The sequence below is a fragment of the Heyndrickxia sp. FSL K6-6286 genome, assembly GCF_038630395.1.
Taxonomy (GTDB): Bacteria; Bacillota; Bacilli; order Bacillales; family Bacillaceae_C; genus Heyndrickxia; species Heyndrickxia oleronia.
This window is the reverse complement of the sequence record NZ_CP152029.1, coordinates 4,263,308-4,283,623: the sequence shown is the minus strand read 5'-3', so window position 1 is coordinate 4,283,623 and position 20,316 is coordinate 4,263,308. Positions and strand designations below refer to the sequence as shown.

Annotated in this window: 23 protein-coding genes and 1 pseudogene; 20 read left to right on the top strand and 4 right to left on the bottom strand. The window is 32.9% G+C overall.

What is annotated here, in order from left to right:
* The first annotated feature begins 463 nt into the window (after nt 1-463).
* From MHI39_RS21660 to MHI39_RS21645, 4 genes are all read left to right on the top strand, one after another.
* Complete coding sequence (locus MHI39_RS21660; protein WP_342540195.1) at nt 464-1,207, top strand: DUF5694 domain-containing protein; 744 nt, start codon at nt 464-466, stop codon at nt 1,205-1,207.
* 79 nt (nt 1,208-1,286) lie between these two features.
* Complete coding sequence (locus tag MHI39_RS21655; protein WP_342540193.1) at nt 1,287-1,985, top strand: isoprenyl transferase; 699 nt, start codon at nt 1,287-1,289, stop codon at nt 1,983-1,985.
* 366 nt (nt 1,986-2,351) lie between these two features.
* Entirely contained in the window at nt 2,352-2,933 is a 582-nt protein-coding gene (locus MHI39_RS21650; protein ID WP_342540191.1) for a histidine phosphatase family protein, read from the top strand.
* A gap of 114 nt (nt 2,934-3,047) precedes the next feature.
* Nucleotides 3,048-3,611 carry a GNAT family N-acetyltransferase gene (locus tag MHI39_RS21645; protein WP_342540190.1) on the top strand — a complete coding sequence of 188 codons (564 nt, stop codon included), beginning with the start codon at nt 3,048-3,050 and terminating at the stop codon, nt 3,609-3,611.
* A 56-nt stretch (nt 3,612-3,667) separates the two neighbouring features.
* On the opposite strand, the gene MHI39_RS21640 is transcribed toward MHI39_RS21645, so the two are convergent.
* Nucleotides 3,668-4,192, bottom strand: coding sequence for a hypothetical protein (locus MHI39_RS21640; protein WP_342540189.1), 525 nt, complete (start codon nt 4,190-4,192; stop codon nt 3,668-3,670).
* Nucleotides 4,193-4,493: 301 nt separating this feature from the next.
* Here MHI39_RS21640 and MHI39_RS21635 point away from each other — a divergent pair, with 301 nt between their 5' ends.
* The 16 genes and pseudogenes from MHI39_RS21635 to MHI39_RS21560 all read left to right on the top strand — a co-directional run bounded on the left by MHI39_RS21635 (nt 4,494) and on the right by MHI39_RS21560 (nt 16,929).
* Nucleotides 4,494-4,895 carry an NUDIX domain-containing protein gene (locus MHI39_RS21635; RefSeq protein ID WP_342541474.1) on the top strand — a complete coding sequence of 134 codons (402 nt, stop codon included), beginning with the start codon at nt 4,494-4,496 and terminating at the stop codon, nt 4,893-4,895.
* 1,056 nt (nt 4,896-5,951) lie between these two features.
* Nucleotides 5,952-6,563 carry a YdcF family protein gene (locus tag MHI39_RS21630; protein ID WP_342540188.1) on the top strand — a complete coding sequence of 204 codons (612 nt, stop codon included), beginning with the start codon at nt 5,952-5,954 and terminating at the stop codon, nt 6,561-6,563.
* A 98-nt stretch (nt 6,564-6,661) separates the two neighbouring features.
* Nucleotides 6,662-6,868 carry a serine kinase gene (locus MHI39_RS21625; RefSeq protein ID WP_342540186.1) on the top strand — a complete coding sequence of 69 codons (207 nt, stop codon included), beginning with the start codon at nt 6,662-6,664 and terminating at the stop codon, nt 6,866-6,868.
* Between the two features lie 10 nt (nt 6,869-6,878).
* Nucleotides 6,879-7,499 (top strand): DJ-1/PfpI family protein, encoded by a 621-nt coding sequence (locus MHI39_RS21620; protein WP_342540185.1) that lies wholly within the window; start codon nt 6,879-6,881, stop codon nt 7,497-7,499.
* 232 nt (nt 7,500-7,731) lie between these two features.
* Entirely contained in the window at nt 7,732-8,001 is a 270-nt protein-coding gene (locus tag MHI39_RS21615) for a CD3324 family protein (protein ID WP_342540183.1), read from the top strand.
* Between the two features lie 149 nt (nt 8,002-8,150).
* Nucleotides 8,151-8,660, top strand: coding sequence for a GNAT family protein (locus MHI39_RS21610; RefSeq protein ID WP_342540182.1), 510 nt, complete (start codon nt 8,151-8,153; stop codon nt 8,658-8,660).
* Between the two features lie 56 nt (nt 8,661-8,716).
* Nucleotides 8,717-9,259 (top strand): ATP-binding protein, encoded by a 543-nt coding sequence (locus MHI39_RS21605; protein WP_259547721.1) that lies wholly within the window; start codon nt 8,717-8,719, stop codon nt 9,257-9,259.
* Nucleotides 9,260-9,374: 115 nt separating this feature from the next.
* The gene (locus tag MHI39_RS21600) at nt 9,375-10,190 is read left to right on the top strand and encodes a type II CAAX endopeptidase family protein (protein ID WP_342540180.1); all 816 of its coding nucleotides are present in this window, start codon (nt 9,375-9,377) and stop codon (nt 10,188-10,190) included.
* A 373-nt stretch (nt 10,191-10,563) separates the two neighbouring features.
* Complete coding sequence (locus tag MHI39_RS21595) at nt 10,564-11,457, top strand: putative RNA methyltransferase (RefSeq protein ID WP_257233897.1); 894 nt, start codon at nt 10,564-10,566, stop codon at nt 11,455-11,457.
* Nucleotides 11,458-11,579: 122 nt separating this feature from the next.
* Nucleotides 11,580-11,930, top strand: a pseudogene (locus MHI39_RS21590) (AraC family transcriptional regulator); the annotation flags it as partial.
* A 263-nt stretch (nt 11,931-12,193) separates the two neighbouring features.
* On the top strand, nt 12,194-12,565 hold the full coding sequence (locus tag MHI39_RS21585) for a hypothetical protein (protein WP_342540178.1): 372 nt from the start codon (nt 12,194-12,196) through the stop codon (nt 12,563-12,565).
* A 191-nt stretch (nt 12,566-12,756) separates the two neighbouring features.
* Nucleotides 12,757-13,113, top strand: a complete 357-nt coding sequence (locus tag MHI39_RS21580) for a hypothetical protein (protein WP_342540176.1) — start codon at nt 12,757-12,759, stop codon at nt 13,111-13,113.
* A 231-nt stretch (nt 13,114-13,344) separates the two neighbouring features.
* On the top strand, nt 13,345-14,292 hold the full coding sequence (locus MHI39_RS21575) for a YafY family protein (RefSeq protein ID WP_342540175.1): 948 nt from the start codon (nt 13,345-13,347) through the stop codon (nt 14,290-14,292).
* A gap of 339 nt (nt 14,293-14,631) precedes the next feature.
* The gene (locus tag MHI39_RS21570; protein ID WP_058006316.1) at nt 14,632-15,042 is read left to right on the top strand and encodes a VOC family protein; all 411 of its coding nucleotides are present in this window, start codon (nt 14,632-14,634) and stop codon (nt 15,040-15,042) included.
* 443 nt (nt 15,043-15,485) lie between these two features.
* Nucleotides 15,486-15,935 (top strand): DUF1569 domain-containing protein, encoded by a 450-nt coding sequence (locus MHI39_RS21565; protein WP_058006317.1) that lies wholly within the window; start codon nt 15,486-15,488, stop codon nt 15,933-15,935.
* A gap of 277 nt (nt 15,936-16,212) precedes the next feature.
* Nucleotides 16,213-16,929 carry a hypothetical protein gene (locus MHI39_RS21560; RefSeq protein WP_058006318.1) on the top strand — a complete coding sequence of 239 codons (717 nt, stop codon included), beginning with the start codon at nt 16,213-16,215 and terminating at the stop codon, nt 16,927-16,929.
* Nucleotides 16,930-17,119: 190 nt separating this feature from the next.
* On the opposite strand, the gene MHI39_RS21555 is transcribed toward MHI39_RS21560, so the two are convergent.
* From MHI39_RS21555 to MHI39_RS21545, 3 genes are all read right to left on the bottom strand, one after another.
* Entirely contained in the window at nt 17,120-17,440 is a 321-nt protein-coding gene (locus MHI39_RS21555; RefSeq protein WP_342540174.1) for a hypothetical protein, read from the bottom strand.
* Nucleotides 17,441-17,927: 487 nt separating this feature from the next.
* Nucleotides 17,928-18,296 carry a hypothetical protein gene (locus tag MHI39_RS21550; RefSeq protein ID WP_058006319.1) on the bottom strand — a complete coding sequence of 123 codons (369 nt, stop codon included), beginning with the start codon at nt 18,294-18,296 and terminating at the stop codon, nt 17,928-17,930.
* 514 nt (nt 18,297-18,810) lie between these two features.
* Nucleotides 18,811-19,650 carry a manganese catalase family protein gene (locus MHI39_RS21545; protein ID WP_342540173.1) on the bottom strand — a complete coding sequence of 280 codons (840 nt, stop codon included), beginning with the start codon at nt 19,648-19,650 and terminating at the stop codon, nt 18,811-18,813.
* Nucleotides 19,651-20,316: the final 666 nt, after the last annotated feature.

Genomic DNA, 20,316 nt, shown 5'->3' with positions numbered 1-20,316 from the left:
GATTGTACATATTTAAATTAGCATTTCTAGAACAAAGACAAAAAGGATTTTAAGCACTATTGGAATGAAATTATTCGTGCTCTTATCATAATTAAATAACTCAGATTAACTAATTATCTTCCAATCTATTTTTGTTTCGATAGCATACTTATTTTCATAGTTATATTCTATTTATTAATACAGATTACATAACGATTTAAGAATGGTGAAAAAAACTTAATCATGCTTTGTGAAAAATGGTTCTTATTTATTGGGATATATTAGAGTATGTTTTGTTAAATTAACTTTAATGAATAATGAGATGAATCTGTTAGACAAGCAAAAACCCCTTCAAAATAAGTTGAAGGGATTTTTTTATACGGTCGTATTCTGGAAGAATTGGTTAGATATAGGAGAGCAATAAAAGGGTAAATGTGGAATTATGTCGAATCTCTTATTTAATGAGTGAAGTGGAGGGGAAAATATGAGAAAGCCAAGTATTCTTGTTCTTGGAACTGCCCATTTAAGTAATCCCGACAATAATGGAGATTTGGTTAAAATAAATACGGGAGATATTTTCAGCGAAAAAAGGCAGATAGAAATAAAAGGAGTGGTAGACTCCTTAAGGAAGTTCGAGCCAACAAAGGTTGCGCTAGAAATCCTATCAGAAGATAGTGATCATATAAACGAAACTTATAAAAACTTTCTAATGGGGAAGTACGAATTAACGAGGAATGAATGTCATCAAATCGGTTTTCGATTGGCTAAGGAAATGAATCACAAGGAAGTATTTTGTGTTGATTGGAATGGTTCTGTTCCTGAAGTACCTGACTTAGATATATGGACTAAGGAACATAAATCGGAAAAATACAATCAAGCTGTAAGAAGAATGCAAGACTTAGCAATAAATATGGAGGAATTTTTAAAAAGCCATACAATTAGAGATTACTTATTATATTTTAATCATGATGATTTTATTAGAGAAAACCAAAGATTTTATATGAATCTTGCTCTAGTAGGAGATAAAAGTAATCCAGTAGGTGCGATGTGGACAGCTAAATATTGGTATTATAGAAATTTGCTCATATATAAAAACATAGTTGAACTAGTTGAGTCTGATGCTGATAGAATTTTTGTTTTATACGGAGCAGGACATCTTCATTTACTTAATCAATTTTTAAATGAAAGTGGACTTTTTAAAGTGGAAAAAGCGGAAGATTATATATAAATATATTATTTTTTAGTAGTTATATGATTAATTGTATATGACTTTTTTGACATAACATGAACGAAAAGGAGCGTCAATTATGCAAAATGTTCCAACACATATTGCAATTATGATGGATGGGAATGGTAGATGGGGAGAAAAAAGAGGTTTGACAAGAAGTCAGGGGCATTTTGCTGGCTCTAAAACAATGGAAAATATTATTAATGCCTCATTAGAATTAGGGGTAAAAATCTTAACCTTATATGCATTTTCTTCTGAAAATTGGACAAGACCAGAAGAAGAAGTAAAGTATCTAATGGACTTACCCGTAATTTATTTAAATGAAAAATTGCCTAAGTTTATACAGAATGATATAAGAATCTGTGTTTTAGGTGATATAAATGGCTTACCCACACATACTAGAGAAGCAGTAAAAAAAGCTGTTGACCAAACATCAAATAATAGTAAATTAATTGTTAATTTCGCTTTAAATTATGGCGGAAGAAGTGAAATTTTATCTGCTATCAAGTCCTTGATAAATGATATAAACAATTCTAAAATAACGGATAATGACATTACTGGAGACTTAATTGAAAATTACTTATATACAAAAGGGCAGCCAGAGCCAGATATAGTGATTCGTACTGGAGGGGAAAAGAGAATGAGCAATTTTTTATTATGGCAATCATCCAAATCTGAATGGTGGTTTACAGATACACTCTTTCCTGATTTTGATAATAAATTGCTCCTTCAAGCAATTAATGAAGTCAATCAAAGAAAGGAAATCAATATTAGTTAATTTTAATTATTAGCATGATTAATCATTTAGGCTTTTGCCAGTGCTAAGGAAAAACATGAAAAAGCTAATTAGTTGATAAAAATTGAGGTGTATCATGGGCTTTTATTATATATTATTACTCCTTATAGGTGTTGTATTTCTGATAGTTGGAGCGCTTAACAAAAATGTTTCTCGTCCAATAAAAATAGTTATCTTCTTCGTTGTTTTTGGCACCCTATTTATTGTTACTTCGCTAATATTATTAATGCCGGGAAGCTCTGAAATAATATCAGATTTAATTAAGAGTTAGAACTAGGTTTTTATTGAATAGAAGTAAAGATTTATGAGGAATGAATACATTTTCAAAATATATCGGAGGGATCCTATTTGAGAACTTTCATTTATATGGTGAGACACGGGGATTCGCCAAAAGAAGGAAATGAAAGAACGAGGGCCTTAACTGAAAAAGGGAAATTAGACGCGCAAAGAATAGCCGAAGTTTTAAAGGATGAAGGGATTAACACTGTTATCTCCAGTCCATACTCTCGATCAATTTTAACGGTTGAGCCGTTAGCTAAACAAATAGGACAAGAAGTTATAATAATTGAAGATTTAAAGGAACGAATTTTTACAGCTGAAAACGAGCGAATCTCTGATAGTGAACTCTTTCCTTTATTGGAAAAATCATATGTGGATCCGAATTTCTCTTTAAAGGGAGGAGAAACGAATGCCGAGTGTCAAAAAAGAGTTGTAAAAGTTTTAAAAGAAATATTAAATACTTATATAGGAAAAAAAGTAGTAATTTGCACTCACGGATTAGTCATGACATTAATGATGGGAGACTATGATTTAAGCTATGATTTGACCTTTTTACATAATACATCTAAACCTGATATTTACAGGATGGAGTTTAATGGACAGGAATTAGTTAAGGTTAATAGACTATGGGAAAGTCATCGTTTCAAGTAAATCATTATCTATTTAGATTTTATGCTATAACTCACTCTCGTCCTCAAGAATGTTTTCTTGGAGGTAAGATTTTTTTATTAGCTATTAAATGAAAAATTCTAAGAGGTGAATCAAGTGATTCCAATATTATTGGATGTTCCGTTACAATTAAAAACTGAAAGACTAATTCTCCGTGCACCCTATCAAACTGGAGACGGGCACATTGTAAACGAAGCAATTAGAGATTCCATTCATGAATTGAGAGCTTGGTTACCATTTGCCCAAGAGCTTCCTAGTGTTGAGGAAACAGAGATTAACTTGAGAAATGCTCATATAAATTTCCTTAAAAGAGACAGCTTTCGGTATCTTATCTTTCATAAAGATAGCAATGACTTTATTGGAACAACGAGCCTTCAGAGTATTGAATGGAAGATTCCTAAATGTGAAATAGGATATTGGATTAATACCAGGTTTAGTGGAAATGGATACATGACAGAAGCAGTGAAGGAATTAACTAACCTTGGTTTAAATTACATCAAATTTAAAAGAATTGAAATAAGATGTGAATCTACCAATTTTAAAAGTCGTTCTATCCCAGAAAACCTTGGTTTTGTGTTAGAAGGTACTTTAAGGAATGATGATTTGTCCGCAGATGGTAGTAAGCTGACTGACACATGTTTTTATTCGAAAATAAAATAAGGTCATTAACGATTATACCTATATGAATAGATGTAAATCACCTTAGTGGCTTTCATCTATTTCAAGGGTATAAGAAAACCCTTAAAGGTTAGATAATTACCATCCTTGTTAACTACATAATTTAATTTCCAAAAATCAGAGTATGTTTCACTTTTAGTTGAAACAATTTTATGATATCTTCCTTGATTTACATAAACCAAAGGGAGAATTTCTTTATAAACAAAAACAACTAATTCCGTTTTATCGTTACCTAAATTGCTATCATGTCTTTCGATAATATAATCATGATTAAGATGATGATCTTTTATTTCATAAAATGTAGAGCCTGCTAATAATCTGGGGAAAATAAGAAATAGGGATAAAACAAAGATCCCATATAAAGTTAATGTATATGCTTGTTTCTTAAAGTATATTGTTGATAGTACTCCTGCAGAAATTAATAAAATATAATCTAGATATAATGTCCCTATTGTAAAATCAGTTTGTAGGAAAGTTGAATATACAACTAGTTTTCTTGTGAAAAGTCCTCCTAACCAAATAATACGAACAATACAATAAACGATCGTTAAACCAACTGTCAAAATGTAAAGGCGTTTTTTTTAATTTGGCTGATTTTGTACTGATAATTTTTCACCCCATTTTTATTTTAATCTATTTTACCTAATAAATAATATAATTACTTCTTTTTTTAATAACAGATTCTTTCTCTTAAAAAAAGGCAGCTATAGCAAATGAGAGTGTTTTAGATGAAGCAGATTAGGATGTTTTTTCTTTATAACCGAGATCATCTTCGATAGGATTATAAAAATAAAATAACGGAGGCATTAATTTATATTGTTTAAGTATACAGTATGTTTTATAAAAAATAATAATGATATATTAATGCTTAACCGAGAAAAACCTCCAATTATGGGTGTTTGGAATGGGGTAGGAGGAAAAATTGAGAAAGATGAATCTCCAGATGAAGGTGCATTACGTGAAGTATTTGAGGAAACAGGCATTATAGTAGATAACTATTTTTCCAAAGGTACTGTAAGTTGGAAATCTTCTAATGGTGAACTTGATGGAATATATGTTTATCTTTATGAGGTGAATAATAATCTAAAGTTTGAAACTTCTAAAAAAACAAGAGAAGGTATATTAGATTGGAAATCAATTGATTGGGTATTAGACCCTGATAACTTTGGAATTGCGGATAAAGTTTCTCAATATTTACCAGTTCTTTTGAAGGGAGAAGGGATCTATTCGCTTCACTATAATAATGGTAAGATGATAATTGTATAGGACTTTTTTTCTTGAATACGGTTGATGTTTAGGTGGAATAATGAATATCTGGAATGCTAATCCCCTTCATCAATAAACGGGAAAAATAGAAGTTCTTGCTGCCATTTTGGCGGCTTTTTTTATTGAAGTAAGAATCATTTAGTAAGAAGGATTTTATTATATTATCAGAAGTTAGTAATGGTGATTGCTGAAGATAATTACAGACACAAAGAGATATGAATAAGATTACATAATAAGCGAAGAGCATCTGAGCATAATCAGTCAATTCTCCCATTTTATTAATATTTATGTTTAAAAGAATGAAAGTTTGGAAATTATAGAAATAAAGATGTTAATAGGAGGAAATGATTATGTCGAGAGAAAATCAATTAAAGTTGTCTGATTTTATTATAAAAGATCAATTTGAACTAAGCTCTTACTTAACATATTTATTTCATCAGTTTTATGATGCTTATCCAAGCGATATGTAGATAAATAATAAATAATATGGTTAAACTTAAATATAGGTGTGAACGTGGAAAAAGTAAGCGACGATATTATTCAAATCGGAATAATATCGTCGCTTATTGTGTTTGATCTTAATCTTATTAAAAAAAGGTGTTATACATAACAAAAAAATATTTCCTTTGTATAGGACAAGTTTAGAGTTGGGAAGGATGAAAACTAAGGAGGCGATATATAAGTGAATACTTTTGAAGTGTTATCTCTGATGATCAGCTTTGGAATGTTTGTAATCGCCGTTTTGGGTTTTAAAAATAATGATAAAAATTCTTAAACACGCTGAGAAAGCGTGTTGTTTTTTGGGGGGCTGAAAAGCAAATACAAAAACAAAAAAATAATCCACTTATCTATCTTATTGTTCGGTTCTTTTCTAAAACATTGTTGCTATTAGGGAGTAAAGTTTTAACAAATAACTATCAGCTGAAGAGCGCTACACCTCCATTGCCTTTTGTTATTTATATAACGAATTAGTTTAATGGGAGGAGGAATGTAGCTAAACAGTGGAGAATATTGTTAGGAAATGGTAAAACCCTTGACTGAAATGGAGGACGTCAATTGATTTCGAAGGAGCCAGAAACACCTCAATTTACAGCTGAACAAATTAGGGAACTAACAAATATTGTTTTTCTTGAGGAAAAACAACCATCTCCTTGTGATATTCTATTTGTTTTTGCGGGGACACATTCAGGACATTGGGAAAAAGCAATTCAAGCATATAACAAAGGCTTAGGAAACAAGCTTATCGTAACTGGTGGCTATAATTCAAAGATGAATTTATATGAGTCAAGAGAAATAATAAGCCATCTGGTTGAGGCAGGAATCTCAGAAAGGGATATTATTTTTGAAGATAAATCCTCTAATACTTTAGAGAATGTTCTTTTTGCGAAAGAAGTCTTTAACTTCGAAACAATAAATAAGGTCCTCTTTATTTGTAAGAGCTATGCTGCAGGAAGTCAGTATCGAACCTTGGTACAACACCTACCTAGACATCTTGAATTTATTAAATATTCATTTGATGCAAAATTTAGCGATATCACAGTAGCGAGGGATAATTGGTATAGTTCTGAAATAGGGCGTAAACGTGTTTGGGGGCAATACTTAAGAATTATAGAATATGGTCGTAAGGGGGATCTTCAACCTTTAAAAAGACGTATTGAAGGATTATGAAAATAGTTAATAACCAAAAAAATTTATGTTTCTTGCGATTTGATTAAGAGTAGAAGGTTGTTAGTTTATTAATAATATATAAGGAAGGCTTGAACAATTTGAGGTTTTTCTTTGTTATTCCATTTATTTTTATTGGTGCTTTTTTAATTGGGCTAACGATTAATAACTTTGGTGATAGAGGTAATTTCATGATAGATACTATAGGGTATGGATTTATTTTAGTGGCTATTTTAATCGGAAGAAAAAAGAAAGAAAACAACAGCCTTCCTAAAATAGTATTAACAAATAAAGACGATGTACGGTAAGGGGATAAAAATGAAAAAAAGAAAAGTAGGGATTTTCCTCTATGATTATGTTGATATTCTAGACTTTTCTGGTCCGGCAGAAGTTTTGTCATTAACTTCGAATAGTAAGCCTGAGCAACTATTAACCTTATACAAAAAAGAGTTGTTACCTACAAGACCATTTCACGTTTGTACAATAACAGAAAATGAATTACCAATTAAAACTCATTCAGGAATAAAAATAGAGTCTGATTATAGGATTGATAACCACCCGGAATTAGATATCCTAATTATTCCTGGTGGACCTGTAAGGGCTATACAATCTATGGTTAAGAATAAAAAAGTCCAAGAATGGATATTTAAACATAAAAACATTGAATACATCTGCTCGGTTTGTACAGGAGCGATAATCCTAGGTGCAACAGGATTATTAAATGGCAAGAATGCAACAACCCATCATCTAGCATTAAAAATTCTACAAGATAGCTACCCCGATATTCGTGTGGTGAAGGAATCTAAAGTTGTACAAGATGGTAATATCATAACTTCTGCTGGAGTTACTTCAGGTATAAATATGGCAATATATCTTGTAGAAAACATTATTGGAAAATCGGCAGCGGAAAGAATAGCTAATACTATTGAATTTTATTAATATTAGTGAACAATTATTTTTAATATAAGTAAGATGATGGATGGATTAAATAATGAAAATTTTGAAAATGTTATTATCAAATGAGATTACTATATTTGGAGGGGTTTGTAATGGGAAAATACACTAGCTTTAAAATATTCTCTTGCTAGCAGCAAAGGCTGCTATTAGTGAGTATAATGATTTGGCGGTCTTTGCTTTTTTTATCTATAACTATAAGAAAGCAGGGACAGAGATGGGATATAAAAAGGCTGATGATTTTTTACCAAAAGAATTAGTATTATTAATTCAAAACTATGTTGATGGAGATTATATCTATATACCTAGGAAAAAAGGAAATGAGCTTTCTTGGGGAGAAAAAAATGGTGCAAGAAAAGCCATCAAAAATAGGAATCATGATATTTATATTAAATACAATTATGGGGCTACCAAGGAACAATTGGCTAAGGAATATCACCTTTCGATCAAAAGTATAGAACGAATTATATATAAACATAGAGAATAGTTTTCTTTAAAAATGCCTTATGTAAGATTACACATAAGGCATTTTTTTCCGCCTCAAGTTTAATATATAACCATTTTAAAGGAAGATCATTTTTATATATGGATATAGAATAAATATAAGTACATAGACAGATTAGGGGATGAAGAAGGATGAGTTTTATTATTAGAAAAAGAACGGAAGAAGATGTTAATCAGTTTCTTACTTGGACTTATGAGGGGATATATTCTTTTTATGATAACAATATACAAGAAGAGAAGGTTGATGGATTTAAACAAAGTATTGATTCGGATAAGGCATTTTCTGTGGTAAATGAAGATAATGAATTAGTAGGGAATTGCGAGTTCTTTGATGTGGGTGATGAAGGAGAAGAAATCATTGCAGTTAGTGTACAAATGAAACCAAATTTGACGGGAAATGGTCATGGAATTAGTTTTGTGAATGCGATAATTGAACAGGGTAGAGGATTATTTAAATTTAACCATTTAGAGTTAATAGTGGTTGATTTTAATATACGAGCAATAAAGGTCTATAAGAAAGTAGGGTTTAGAAAGATAGGAGAAATTGAAAACGAAATAAGAGGCAGAAAATATAATTTTATAATAATGGCTAAAGATTGGGAATTTGATGCGTCCAATATGTTAGTTACTAATGATCAATAAGGTAATAAAGATATGAACTATTATTAAATTCTTATCTGAAAGTACTGGAGGGATCGTTGTCACATGTTATTTTGATTAGGGGAAAAGCAGGAACTGGGAAAACTACATTGGCGAATGCATTAGGCAAAAAGTTAAACATAATAGTTTTACACAAGGACTATATATATGATACGGTTTCAAAATACATAAAAAACAACGAAGATAGGAATAATATCTGTTTTGAAATCTTATACAAATTACTCAAATCTTCAATAGTATCCGATGTTGATATTGTAATAGATTTTGGATTTAACCACCTGGATGACGTAGAACAATTAAAAAGTTGGATTCATCAAAATAAGGGTAGTCTAAAATCGGTCTTATGTACTTGCGAAGATTTCATTTGGGCTGAAAGGCTGAATAAGAGAAAATTAAGTCCGTTACCTAATCAATTAATTACTAATATTGAAGATCTCAAGAAGCATTATGCAAAAATGCGTACAGGTGTCCTAGAGGGAGAGCTTGTAGTTGATACTGCTTTAGAATTAGATTATTTGGTTGAATTGGTAGCTAATTATATTACTTATTCAAATGGAATACCAACTAAGATTTTAAACTAATGGGGCAGTTGTTTGAATTAGTGCAAAGGATGTAGTAGAGTTTCAGCCCCTAGTCTGAAGTATTTGAGTTTAAATACACATATAATTTAGCCACTACTAAAAAGGAGTGGTTATTATGAAAAAGATATCAAAAAGTCCATTGTTCAGTTTTGTTGTCTTAACTTATGTAATCTTTTTATTGTTTTTTATGGTCATTGGTATAAGCATAATGTTAGATGCACCAGAGAGCGTAATAAACATTTTACAAACCATTGCTGCATGGTCATCTACCTTTGCATTTATTATTTTATTTAAAAAAATTTATCCGGGATTAAGGTTAAAGGATTTTATAAAACAGCAATTTGCTCAAAAACTTAGGTTTTCCGTTCTTGGCACCGTTGTATGCATTCAAGTTATTATCATCGCTGTGACAATATTTCTGTTATCAAAAACAACTGATACTCAGGTTTTAGCTCTATCATTTACAGGTCTGGGTATAATGTTTCTCACTTTTTTAGATAAATTAGTTCAGGGGCCTTTGGGTGAAGAGTTAGGTTGGAGAGGATATGCTCTAAATGAATTACAAAAGAAGTACTCTCCTTTGCATTCAGCACTAATCGTAGGTTTTTTATGGGGGGGTTGGCACACTCCACTATGGTTTACCTCAGGTTATACTGATATGAAATTAATCAAGTACATCGTTCTTTTTATGATTGGAATTATATCTTTCTCAATTATTGTGACATTCTTCTACAAAATAAATAAGAACCTAATGATACCTATTGTTATGCACCAAATTTTTAATTTTTCTCTCGTTTTGGTAAAAGGAGATTTATTAGACATTTTAGTATATGTTATGCTTTCTTATTTTGCTGTAGCAGTAATACTAATTGTTATAAATCCTAAAGAAATTCTATACAAAAAAAGCATTGGAAAAGATGTTAACATATAGTCAATTTGTAACCGGATCTTATATCAGGAACTTTAAAAAATATATAGAAACTTTTTTATTCAAATAACGGGGGCAAGAGTGGAGATCAGAAGAAGGTCAGAAGCTCTTTTTTTATTTAACAACAGGGGCAAGTAAGTTGTCGAATAAAAAGTTTTTGCAAATAGGATAAAGACTCGTTATTATGTATCTGTAGGTTTCATCCTATCTATGTAAAAAGGAGTTAGGTCCATGATTATTCAATTCATTCGTTACAGATAGAAATGGGTATAGACTACTTTCAAATCCAACTCATATTTTTTTTTTTAAATATGATGAGGGTTTATTTGTCTATGCCTTTTTCATTATCTAAAAACGAATGAATGAGGTGACTTCTTTGTTACAAGAGAATAAAAAAATAAAGAGTGCAAAATATGTGAGCGATGTTGAAACCATTTTTGCTTGTCCAATTTGTCATTCCTCTATGAAGGTTATGGAGTTTAAAAGTTTAATTTGCTCAAATCATCATACGTTTGATTTTGCCAAGCAAGGATATATGAACTTGACAACTCGCTCAGTAAATACCAAGTACAGCAAAGGTCTTTTTGAAGCACGAAGAAAACTTATTACTGAAGGTGCCTTTTATAAACCATTAAGCCATGCTATTGCAAAAATAATAAATGAACATGCTGGTAAGAAAAAAGAATTTATATCTATACTTGATACGGGGTGTGGCGAGGGTTCACATCTCACTAGTATTTGCGATATTGTTAAGTCTGACTTTTTCAAAGGTGTAGTAGGAGTAGGAATAGATATTTCTAAAGAAGGTATTCTAGTAGCTTCTAAGAACTACTCTAATAAGATTTGGGCTGTGGCTGACCTTGCTAACACGCCATTTAAGAATAAACAGTTCGATGTTATTCTAAATATCTTATCTCCGTCAAATTATGCCGAATTTAATAGATTGTTGAAATCAGATGGTTTAGTCATTAAGATTGTGCCTAAAAGTGGTTATTTAAAAGAGTTAAGGGAGCATCTTTTTCATCAACCTGAAAAACAAAATTACTCTAATTCAGAGACTGTGGAAAGATTTAAAGAGAGCTTTCAATTTGTAGAAAGTTCAAGATTAAGTTATACCATGAACCTTAATAAATCTTCACTTGAATGGTTAGTTCAAATGACTCCATTAACTTGGTCCACAACAGAGGAAAGAGTAACATCTTTTTTAAATAAGAATGTGACTCACATAACGGTTGATTTGGATATATTAGTCGGTAAAAACACAATTTAGAAAAACACCTAATAGTATTTTCTTCAATAACAAGTATGCAAGAGCAAAGAAGATGAGGTCGCTGCGGCGATCTTTTTTTGTTCCACTAACGGAGTAGTACTGGAATAACATTTTGTGAGTAAATGATAAAGTTTTTAGAAAAAACAAGTTATGAGGGTAAAGTGTTCTTAAATAGTTTTAGAGAGGATGAATTTAAAGTTCATCAAGCCGAACTTAAATTAGGCCATTATTATTCGGTATATAAAGAAGTGTTGGTTAATCATACTAAACCAACTAAGGAATTAATCCCGGTTATGTATCAAGCAATTAACATCTATTTAGATCTCCTAAAAGAAGATAATGCAGTGGTAAAATATATTAATAAAAATAAAGATTTAGCTACAAAAGAATTAATCAAGAGGTTGTTTGATCTTTTCCCAACAGTAGGCTACGGAGATACACAATATAAAGAGCTCATTAATAAAATTAGATGAGTATAAGGAGCAACATCAAAAGAAAAATACTGTAAAATGCTTAAACACTCAGGGACTTTCTTTCGTAAAAGGAAGTCCTTTTTTAAGCAACGTTCGTGGTAACATTCCTGTAAGTGATTTACTTAAAGTAATGAGTACGTTATTCAAAAAGGATTAACGCCTTTTTTGTTGAATTTCTGACTGTGTAAAAGGGGAATTTTAGTTGAAGCAAATATGTTATATTTGTAGCGAAAAAATGCGTTTTTCAGATCGGGAGGTGAGGATTGTTGAAAACAAAAATTGGAATAGCAGTGTTAGTTCTCATTTTCTTAGGAGTAATGTATAAGTTTTTAGTCGATCAAGAAGGTGTTGACCAAACCTATTTATTGCCTTCGGGTTTTGAAGGTTGTGTTGTTATTCACTACAATGTGGATGGTGCAAAACCACTAAAAATAGAAAATAATGAAATTGTTTACAAAGTTCCAGAGAGTGGAATTCTATATACTTCTTCGCCCTCGCATTTTGGATGGGTTAATGAAAAACATTCAGGAGCATATCAATTACGTGCGTTTTATGTTGATGAAAAAGGAGAAAAAATAGAAGAATTACCTCAAGAAAAAATAAGATTTGGAGCGAACGGAGCTAGTCAAGAGTAAGGAAAACCGGAAAAACATTACTTCTATCAGATTTTTGGTTCAGAAGAAATTGAAAACAGAGGTTGTCCAGGACTTAGTCTATAAAAAAACTTTGTGAAATAACCGGGGCAAGAGTTGAAGAGCAGTATTTAATTTGTATACAGTAATAGGAGAAATTCTATATAAGATAATCTGTGAAATGAGGGGTTTTTATGGAAAATAATCACTCTAAGCAAATAGAAAAAATGATTAAAGCGTTAGCTAAATCTTGGTCATCAGAATCAAGTTCAAAATGGAGTAAAGATAACCCTGCAAATGGACAATGTGGTGTAACTGCATTAGTAGTAAATGATATATTAGGTGGGGAAATAAGGAAAACTAATCTATCAGGTGGATGGCATTTTTATAATTTTATTAATGGAAACTTATACGATTTTACAGCTAGTCAATTTGGAGAAGACATAGTGTATATGGATATTCCTTCAAATAGAGACGAAGCATTTTTGGATACCAATGATAAACAATATAATTATTTAAAACAAAGCGTTCTAATCAATCTAAAACTTTAATTAAAAGTGTTTGATCTAATATGAATTTAATACTCTATTATGTTGAACTTATGTTCAACATTCGGACCAGTTAACGGCGCAACTCCAACAGAAGCCTTGCCCTTATTTTGTAGAGATTCCGTCATAGATGCGTTTACACAGCCATGTCTGGCAACTCCAGAGTCACTGAATAATCTTCTCCATTAGGATGTGGTATATTATTTTGTAATAAACATTCAAGGGGGGCAACCAATGAACAAAACAGACCGATTGTTAGCCGTCGTGCTGGAGTTGCAGCGTAAAGAAGTTGTACGTGCTGAAGATCTGGCAACCCTGTTTGAAACGAGCGTGCGAACCATCTACCGCGACATTCAGGCGCTGAGTGAAGCTGGCGTGCCAATCATAGGAGCCCCTGGAACAGGATATTCCTTAATGAAAGGCTATTTCCTGCCTCCTATCAGTTTTACGGTACCTGAAGCCGTGAGCCTTCTGATTGGAACAGACTTTATCGAACAACAATTTGATGATGATTATCGTGTCAGAGCTCAAGCAGCTCGTAGCAAAATCGAGGCCATTCTTCCGACGAGCGTTCGCAATGAAACTTCTCATGTACTCAAGGCTATGCGTTTGCTCATTTCTGATAAACAGGTTACGCCTTCAAAAGAAAAGAAATATCTAGAAAAGATCCGTCGCGCAATATTAGACGAGCGAAAGATAAACTTTCATTATGCAAAAAGACTTGCAGATTCCGAAGGGAATTACCATAGTGTTCGTACCGTTGCTCCCTATGGATTGGTGCTTATTCAAGGATCGTGGATGCTCGTAGCTCGATGTGATCTTCGTCAAGACATTCGCCACTTCCGCTTGTCCCGAATGACGGAACTTATCAACCTGGAAGAACGATTCGAACTGCCGGCGCATTTTAACTTAAGGGAGTATACCCCTCCGGATGATAGGAACTTGCGAGTTCGCCTTCGATTTAACCATGACATCGTGGATAAAGTGAGGGAGTCGAACTATCATTATATAGAGTATATGGAAGAGCATCAAGATGGATTGCATGTGGTTTTACGCGTTCGTCACCTAGAAGAATTGCTACAATGGGTGCTTGGCTGGGGAGCGGGAGTGATTGTATTGGAGCCTGAATCATTCCGAAATCGGATTCATGAGGAAGCAAAAAAAATGTTAAAACACTACTGACATACTGTTGTCAGTAGTGTTTTTTTATAATCGGAGTAAGTAAACATAAAGGAGTGGGATGCGAAGTATGTTTTGCAAAGGATAATTCATATCACTATAGACCAATTGCACAGTAGCCAGACATGGAAAAATGGTCGTTAAACCAAAAATGGAATAATTATAGATACAATCAAGCCCTTACAGAGAGCCAACGAAAGTTGGTTAACCCGCAAATTAGGCTACTTAAAATGGAAAAAACAGGCCTCGTAACCCTTTGCAATTTATGATAGCATTGCTGGTTCTGGCCAAAAATGAAATGATACGATATTTTATCAGTTATTATAGGAAGGATGATATCTCGTGAATTTTGCTTCTGTACGCATTATTACTGACGATTTGGATCGTCTTGTCAAGTTCTATGAAAAAGTCTTGGGGGTTTCGGCAGAACGTCCCGCGCCTGTCTTTGCGGAACTTGTTTTGACATCGTGCACCCTGGCAATCGGCCATTCGCAGACGGTGCCACTGTTCGGTACTGGTTCCGCAATAGCAGCCAGCAATAAAACTGTCATTATCGAATTCCGTGTCCATAATGTCGATGCTGAATACGAACGTTTAAAACCGTTTATTGACGAGTGGGTAAAGGAACCGACCACGATGCCGTGGGGGAACCGTTCCATGTTGTTCCGTGATCCCGACGGCAACCTCGTTAACCTCTTCGAGCCGGTGACCGAGGAAGCAATCAAACGGTTCAGCAATAGAATTGACGGATAGTTGAAACGAGTGAGGCCACAATTTTGAGAGTGGAAACGATTGGTAAAATATATAGCTATTTTTGGCCAAATGTGCCGATATCATTTCTCTGGTGACAACCTCGTCTTTCCCGGTTTGACAATGAACCATTTTGAACTATAATCGTGTGGTTTAAAATAGCACGATAAAACAGGAATAATTGTCGTACCCCTCTAGATATATTAAAATGATTTTGAAATCACGTCTTCCATAAAAGGGCACAATTCTAGCGCCTTTTTACGATGGTCAAGATATCAAAACAATAGATTGAAAGTTTCTATTTAAACTATAGGGCATTCCTTTAATAAGGGATGCCTTTTCTTAATGAAGGAAATTTATTACAACTTAGAGAACCTTTTAATTAACAGAATAAAAGGATTTTTTTGTGGTGATATAGAGCTAGATTGGTAAAGGGAGATGCACAAATGAAAAATATTTTTAATCAATTGCATTCAAAGGAAATTTTAAAGCGTATTGACAAATTAAACCCAAATTCAAAACCCCAATGGGGTAAAATGGATGTTGCCCAAATGCTAGCACATTGTTCATCCTTTCAAGACATTGCAATGGGATATTCTTTTCCACCAAGAGGTTGGTTAGGAATATTAATAGGAAACTTTGTAAAACCAATGTTTTATAACGACAGGACTTTAGCCAAAAATATGTCCACCATTCCGACCATTTTGATTGTAGATGAAAAAGAATTTGAAACAGAGAAGGAAAAACTGAAACAAAAAATTATAACTTTCCAAAATAATGGTCCAGAAAAGTGTACGATTCATCCACATCCCTTTTTCGGTAAACTTACTTCCGAGCAATGGGGAAAAGGTATATACAAGCACCTTGACCATCATTTAAAACAATTTGGAGTTTAGTTAGTTTTCTAGAAAAAAAATAAAAGTTGACCAAAGAGACAAGTAACGAAATGCCTTAATCTTTTCTTATTGAAGTAAAGGGACAGCTTAACGGAAGAGTCCAGCTTTTTCTTAGTTCAGTAATAGAACCATTATCTAGAAAAATACTGTATGAATTAACGGTAAATTTAAATCACATAAATTATCTGAAATAATCAATCAAATTAATTGAGAATCGTTATCATTTGTGATATATTAAATAATAACAATACATGTAATTGAGTGAGGAGAATATACATTGCAAATATACTGGACTAAAATAAATAAGATTATAGAGGAAACGCCTGAGGTTAAAACGTACTTGCTCGACTGTCCGGAAGACTTTACATGGGAAGAAGGCTCCCACACACACTTCGCATTGGAAGGTTTCAATGCTGGAGATAAACCAAACCGCAGCCTAATTCGCCATATGTCAATTTCTACTTTACCGCACGAAAATGCAATAGGTATCACAACACGCATTAGAGAGCAATGTTCTGAGTTTAAGTCGATTTTAAGAAATCTTGAAGTCGGCAATGAAGTGGCGATATTTAAAACTCATTCGAATGTACCGCTTAAAAGAGAAGACAAAAATGTTTACCTGCTGTCATCAGGTGTCGGTCTTGCAACTTTCAGACCACTTGTACTTGAATATTTCGAACGTGCAGACAATGTCAATAAAATTCATTCTCTGAATATTGATTCAACAAAGAATTTCTTATTCACTAATATTTTTAAATCTGAACCTGACAAGAAATTTACGGCACAGTTCGTCGATAACCGTAAAGACTACTATGAAGAAGTGAAAAATCTTGCTGCAGACAAGGATGCAATCTTCTATGTTGTTGGCAGCGACGAGTTCCTTGAGCAGAACATTGAAGTACTGCGTGAGCAGGGGATTAAGCCAGAACAAATTATGCTCGATAAGCGTGAAAATGAACTGCCTAAGTTTTTATCATTTGATATGTCAATTTAAGAGTGACAAAATATTTTCGTAGATAAAACTAAATAGATGTTCCATACAAGAGTGCGATTCTTCAATATCGAAGGATCGTTTTTTTATTGTAAAAACGGAGTTACTTATTTGATAAAAAAGTTTTAATAATGAAGTATAACAAAAACAATCCTGGAATCTTAAATTTGTATCCCAGGATTTGATAGAGAAATTAAAGGAAATAATTCCTGTAGTAAATAATCAAGGCTATCATTGATATTAACGTATAAATAAAAGAGGTATAAAAGGCAATTGAAGGTTTATATGTAGATTTTTCGGTTTCCATTTTTTGATTAGTATTGGACAATACTAAAAAATCAACGCTTTTAGTAGTAAATCCACCTTTGGTGGTGAAGAACCAAATTATCAGAGTTACAGCAAGCCCTATGAAAAATGAGTATTCGAATAAGTTTGCATCTAATAAATATGATACTCCATAATTAAGACCAAGTAAGACAGATAAAGTTATTATTATAGATAAAAATTTCTTCATGGAATTCCCCCTTATGAAGAGATACGTATAAAAAAGAAGGAAGTTTCATTATTTTAGGAAAATATTGTTATTGATATTCTTGTGAATAATGTGTTGGTTTGTATTGTAGAATAAAGGAAGAAGAATACTTGAACAAGCATGTAATTTTAAACCAAAACGTATGCGGAATAATGTAAAAGTACATAGATAAATAATGAAGACGGGGAACTGAAATGGATTTTATAATTTGAGTAGCTATTGTACTTATTGTGTTGTTCTCTTCAAGCATTTAAAAGAGATAAAATCTATTGAAAGACAAAATAATCGTGTACTTAAAATACTGGAAGAAATAAGAGAATAAAATTGTTATTCCACTAGCGGGGGCGTTAATCCATAAAGACTATGCCCCTCTACGTAGAACTAATGATTTGTTATTTTGTGAATCAAAGCAAATTTTCCCCTCTTAACTAAACCCGTTACAGGTTAACTGTTGACATTGAAAATATTATTAATCTTGGATGCTGTAAGCTTCTTCAATGGAATCTACAAATATTCCAGGAAAGATAATTTTTCTTACACAATTTATAACCTGCATTCTTGAAGTGGGAGAGGAAGGAATAATAACTATTATCTTTTTAAAATTAGCCATCGAATATAATTTTAAAACGAATATGATATCATCCACCACTTGATCAGCCACTTCTTCTTGTCCACTTGCATCTATAATTAATTTATACCTCGAAGGGTTAATGGTATTTACGATGGTTTGAAACTCGCTTAAATATATTTTTGCATCTTCCTCTTTAAAAAAGCCGCCCACTTTTACAAAGAAAATGCCTTTTTCTTCATCCAATTTAAAGGAATATAGTTTTCCCATTGTTTTTCCCCCAAAGCGTCAAAAATAACTATTGGTACCATAATACATAAAACGACCCATTTCGACAAACTTAGATTTTCTCATTTTTAATTATAATCGTACCATATGAAATATTTTACTTAAACTACCATGAAAGAACATAATTATCTTCCAATCTCTGTGGTAAATTGTCATTCATGGATGGATAACGGAGTCGTAATTGAAAAAGGGTTAATGCTTTTTTGTTGAGTTAACTAAAAAACGAAAGGGCAGTTATCAGTGTGGAAGATGAAGAAACTATTAAGAATAATAATTAAATAATAAACCGTTAATCTAGTGTTTAAACGCTTTTATTGTTGAAATTCCAAACTTACGGAGCGGTTTACTTCTATAAGAAGAGCAATTATTCCTTAGTAAGGCCTTATTTAGGAAAAATGCTATTCAACTTTTGTATGCTGAAATTATGATTAAAATAGCATTAACATCAAAACAGCGCGTCTCCAAAATGAAGACAGCGCTGTTTTGTAGAAATAGATTATTTATTAGTAGCTTGGCCATCAAGGTCATGATGTAGTTCTGGTGCTGGGACTATAGGGTCTGGAATGTTACCTTGTGGTGCTGGGTCAGGTAGATAAACGAAATCTCCAGTACCGTCTGGAGCACTTCCGGTAGCCCATAGACCTGTAGATGATTCTTCGCCTTGTGAAAGGTCCCAGAATTCTAACGCATACGGCTGGGATTCCTTTTCAGCTTCTGGTGGGAAGGATGCTGGTACGACTACTCCGTTTTTCTCTTCGAGTTCACTGATGGCAGCCATCCATTGATATTGATGATAGCGGTCACGGGCAAGCATTTTTCGGAATGTTGCACGAACGCCTTCGTCTTTTGTCATATGGTAGATTCGAGCAACCTGAAGACGTCCTTGACTTTCTGCATTTAGGTTTGCACGCATATCAGCAAGCAAGTTGCCACTAGCTACAATATAGCCAGCATTCCATGGAATACCTTGGGAATCCTTAGGAGTTGCTCCAAGTCCACTAACGATTAAGTGTTGAGGATTTACTCCGCCCATGATAGCAGCCAATGTTGGATCTTTGGCAGCTTCTGCCTGCTGCTCGGGGGAAGCACCGTCCAGCAATTGGCAAATTAAAGAACAAAGCATTTCAACGTGACCGATTTCTTCTGTGCCGATATCCATCAACATGTCTTTATATTTTTCATTTCCGCGACAGTTCCAACCTTGGAATAAATACTGCATCATAACGGACATTTCACCGAATTGGCCGCCTAGTAATTCCTGAATATGCTTCGCAAGTTGCGGATCGGGACGCTCTACTTTTACTTCAAATTGCAATTCCTTTTGATGACGAAACATGTATATCCTCCTTTAAAATTAAGAAGCTTTTTTAGCATAAGAATTAGTAACATGATGCTTACACATATGTAGAATGGAAACCCATTTATTCTTACTAGTAAAAAAGCGCCTTTATGGATTGTGGATCTCAACTCCACAGTACTTTTTTACCCATCTTTAAGCCTATAAAACTTAAAAATAACTTTTAAAAAGGCTCTTTTCTCAAACATTGTTGCTATTTTAGTAAAGTTATAAATAATAAATATCGACTGAGGATAGCTACACGTTTCATTTTACTGAGTAAAGAGCTGCAATCTTCTTAAGAAAGGCTAGAATCCTTTATTGGGAATAAAAGCTGGCAGTTGGGCTTGTACAAATGCAACAAACGATACAAAAAGCCTTTAAAAAAGAAAACAAAAATTCAAGGGTTTAACCTGATTTTTAGGGAAAAAATGATAAAAAAGGTGCAGTAAAACCATGGCAGATCCAAGAAGGGTTCATATTTTTTATGAAGCTATTGTGTGAAAGGGATAGATTAACAGAATACAGTAAAAGAGATAAATTAAATCTTTTAGAAAAAATATAAATCCCGAACTTTGTATAATAGGTAGTCTTGTTGAGTTGCCGTTTTTTTTTAGATTGGGAGTTAAATTCTCTTACCAATATAATAATCTAGCATTTTAAAGA

What these genes read in the sequence shown, in the direction of transcription:
- MHI39_RS21635 (WP_342541474.1), top strand. Translation starts at nt 4,494, where the DNA reads ATGCTTAACCGAGAAAAACCTCCAATTATGGGTGTTTGGAATGGGGTA.
- MHI39_RS21600 (WP_342540180.1), top strand. Translation starts at nt 9,375, where the DNA reads ATGAAAAAGATATCAAAAAGTCCATTGTTCAGTTTTGTTGTCTTAACT.
- MHI39_RS21555 (WP_342540174.1), bottom strand. Translation starts at nt 17,440, where the DNA reads ATGAAGAAATTTTTATCTATAATAATAACTTTATCTGTCTTACTTGGT.
- MHI39_RS21550 (WP_058006319.1), bottom strand. Translation starts at nt 18,296, where the DNA reads ATGGGAAAACTATATTCCTTTAAATTGGATGAAGAAAAAGGCATTTTC.
- MHI39_RS21660 (WP_342540195.1), top strand. Translation starts at nt 464, where the DNA reads ATGAGAAAGCCAAGTATTCTTGTTCTTGGAACTGCCCATTTAAGTAAT.
- MHI39_RS21610 (WP_342540182.1), top strand. Translation starts at nt 8,151, where the DNA reads ATGAGTTTTATTATTAGAAAAAGAACGGAAGAAGATGTTAATCAGTTT.
- MHI39_RS21615 (WP_342540183.1), top strand. Translation starts at nt 7,732, where the DNA reads ATGGGATATAAAAAGGCTGATGATTTTTTACCAAAAGAATTAGTATTA.
- MHI39_RS21575 (WP_342540175.1), top strand. Translation starts at nt 13,345, where the DNA reads ATGAACAAAACAGACCGATTGTTAGCCGTCGTGCTGGAGTTGCAGCGT.
- MHI39_RS21655 (WP_342540193.1), top strand. Translation starts at nt 1,287, where the DNA reads ATGCAAAATGTTCCAACACATATTGCAATTATGATGGATGGGAATGGT.
- MHI39_RS21565 (WP_058006317.1), top strand. Translation starts at nt 15,486, where the DNA reads ATGAAAAATATTTTTAATCAATTGCATTCAAAGGAAATTTTAAAGCGT.
- MHI39_RS21545 (WP_342540173.1), bottom strand. Translation starts at nt 19,650, where the DNA reads ATGTTTCGTCATCAAAAGGAATTGCAATTTGAAGTAAAAGTAGAGCGT.
- MHI39_RS21620 (WP_342540185.1), top strand. Translation starts at nt 6,879, where the DNA reads ATGAAAAAAAGAAAAGTAGGGATTTTCCTCTATGATTATGTTGATATT.
- MHI39_RS21580 (WP_342540176.1), top strand. Translation starts at nt 12,757, where the DNA reads ATGGAAAATAATCACTCTAAGCAAATAGAAAAAATGATTAAAGCGTTA.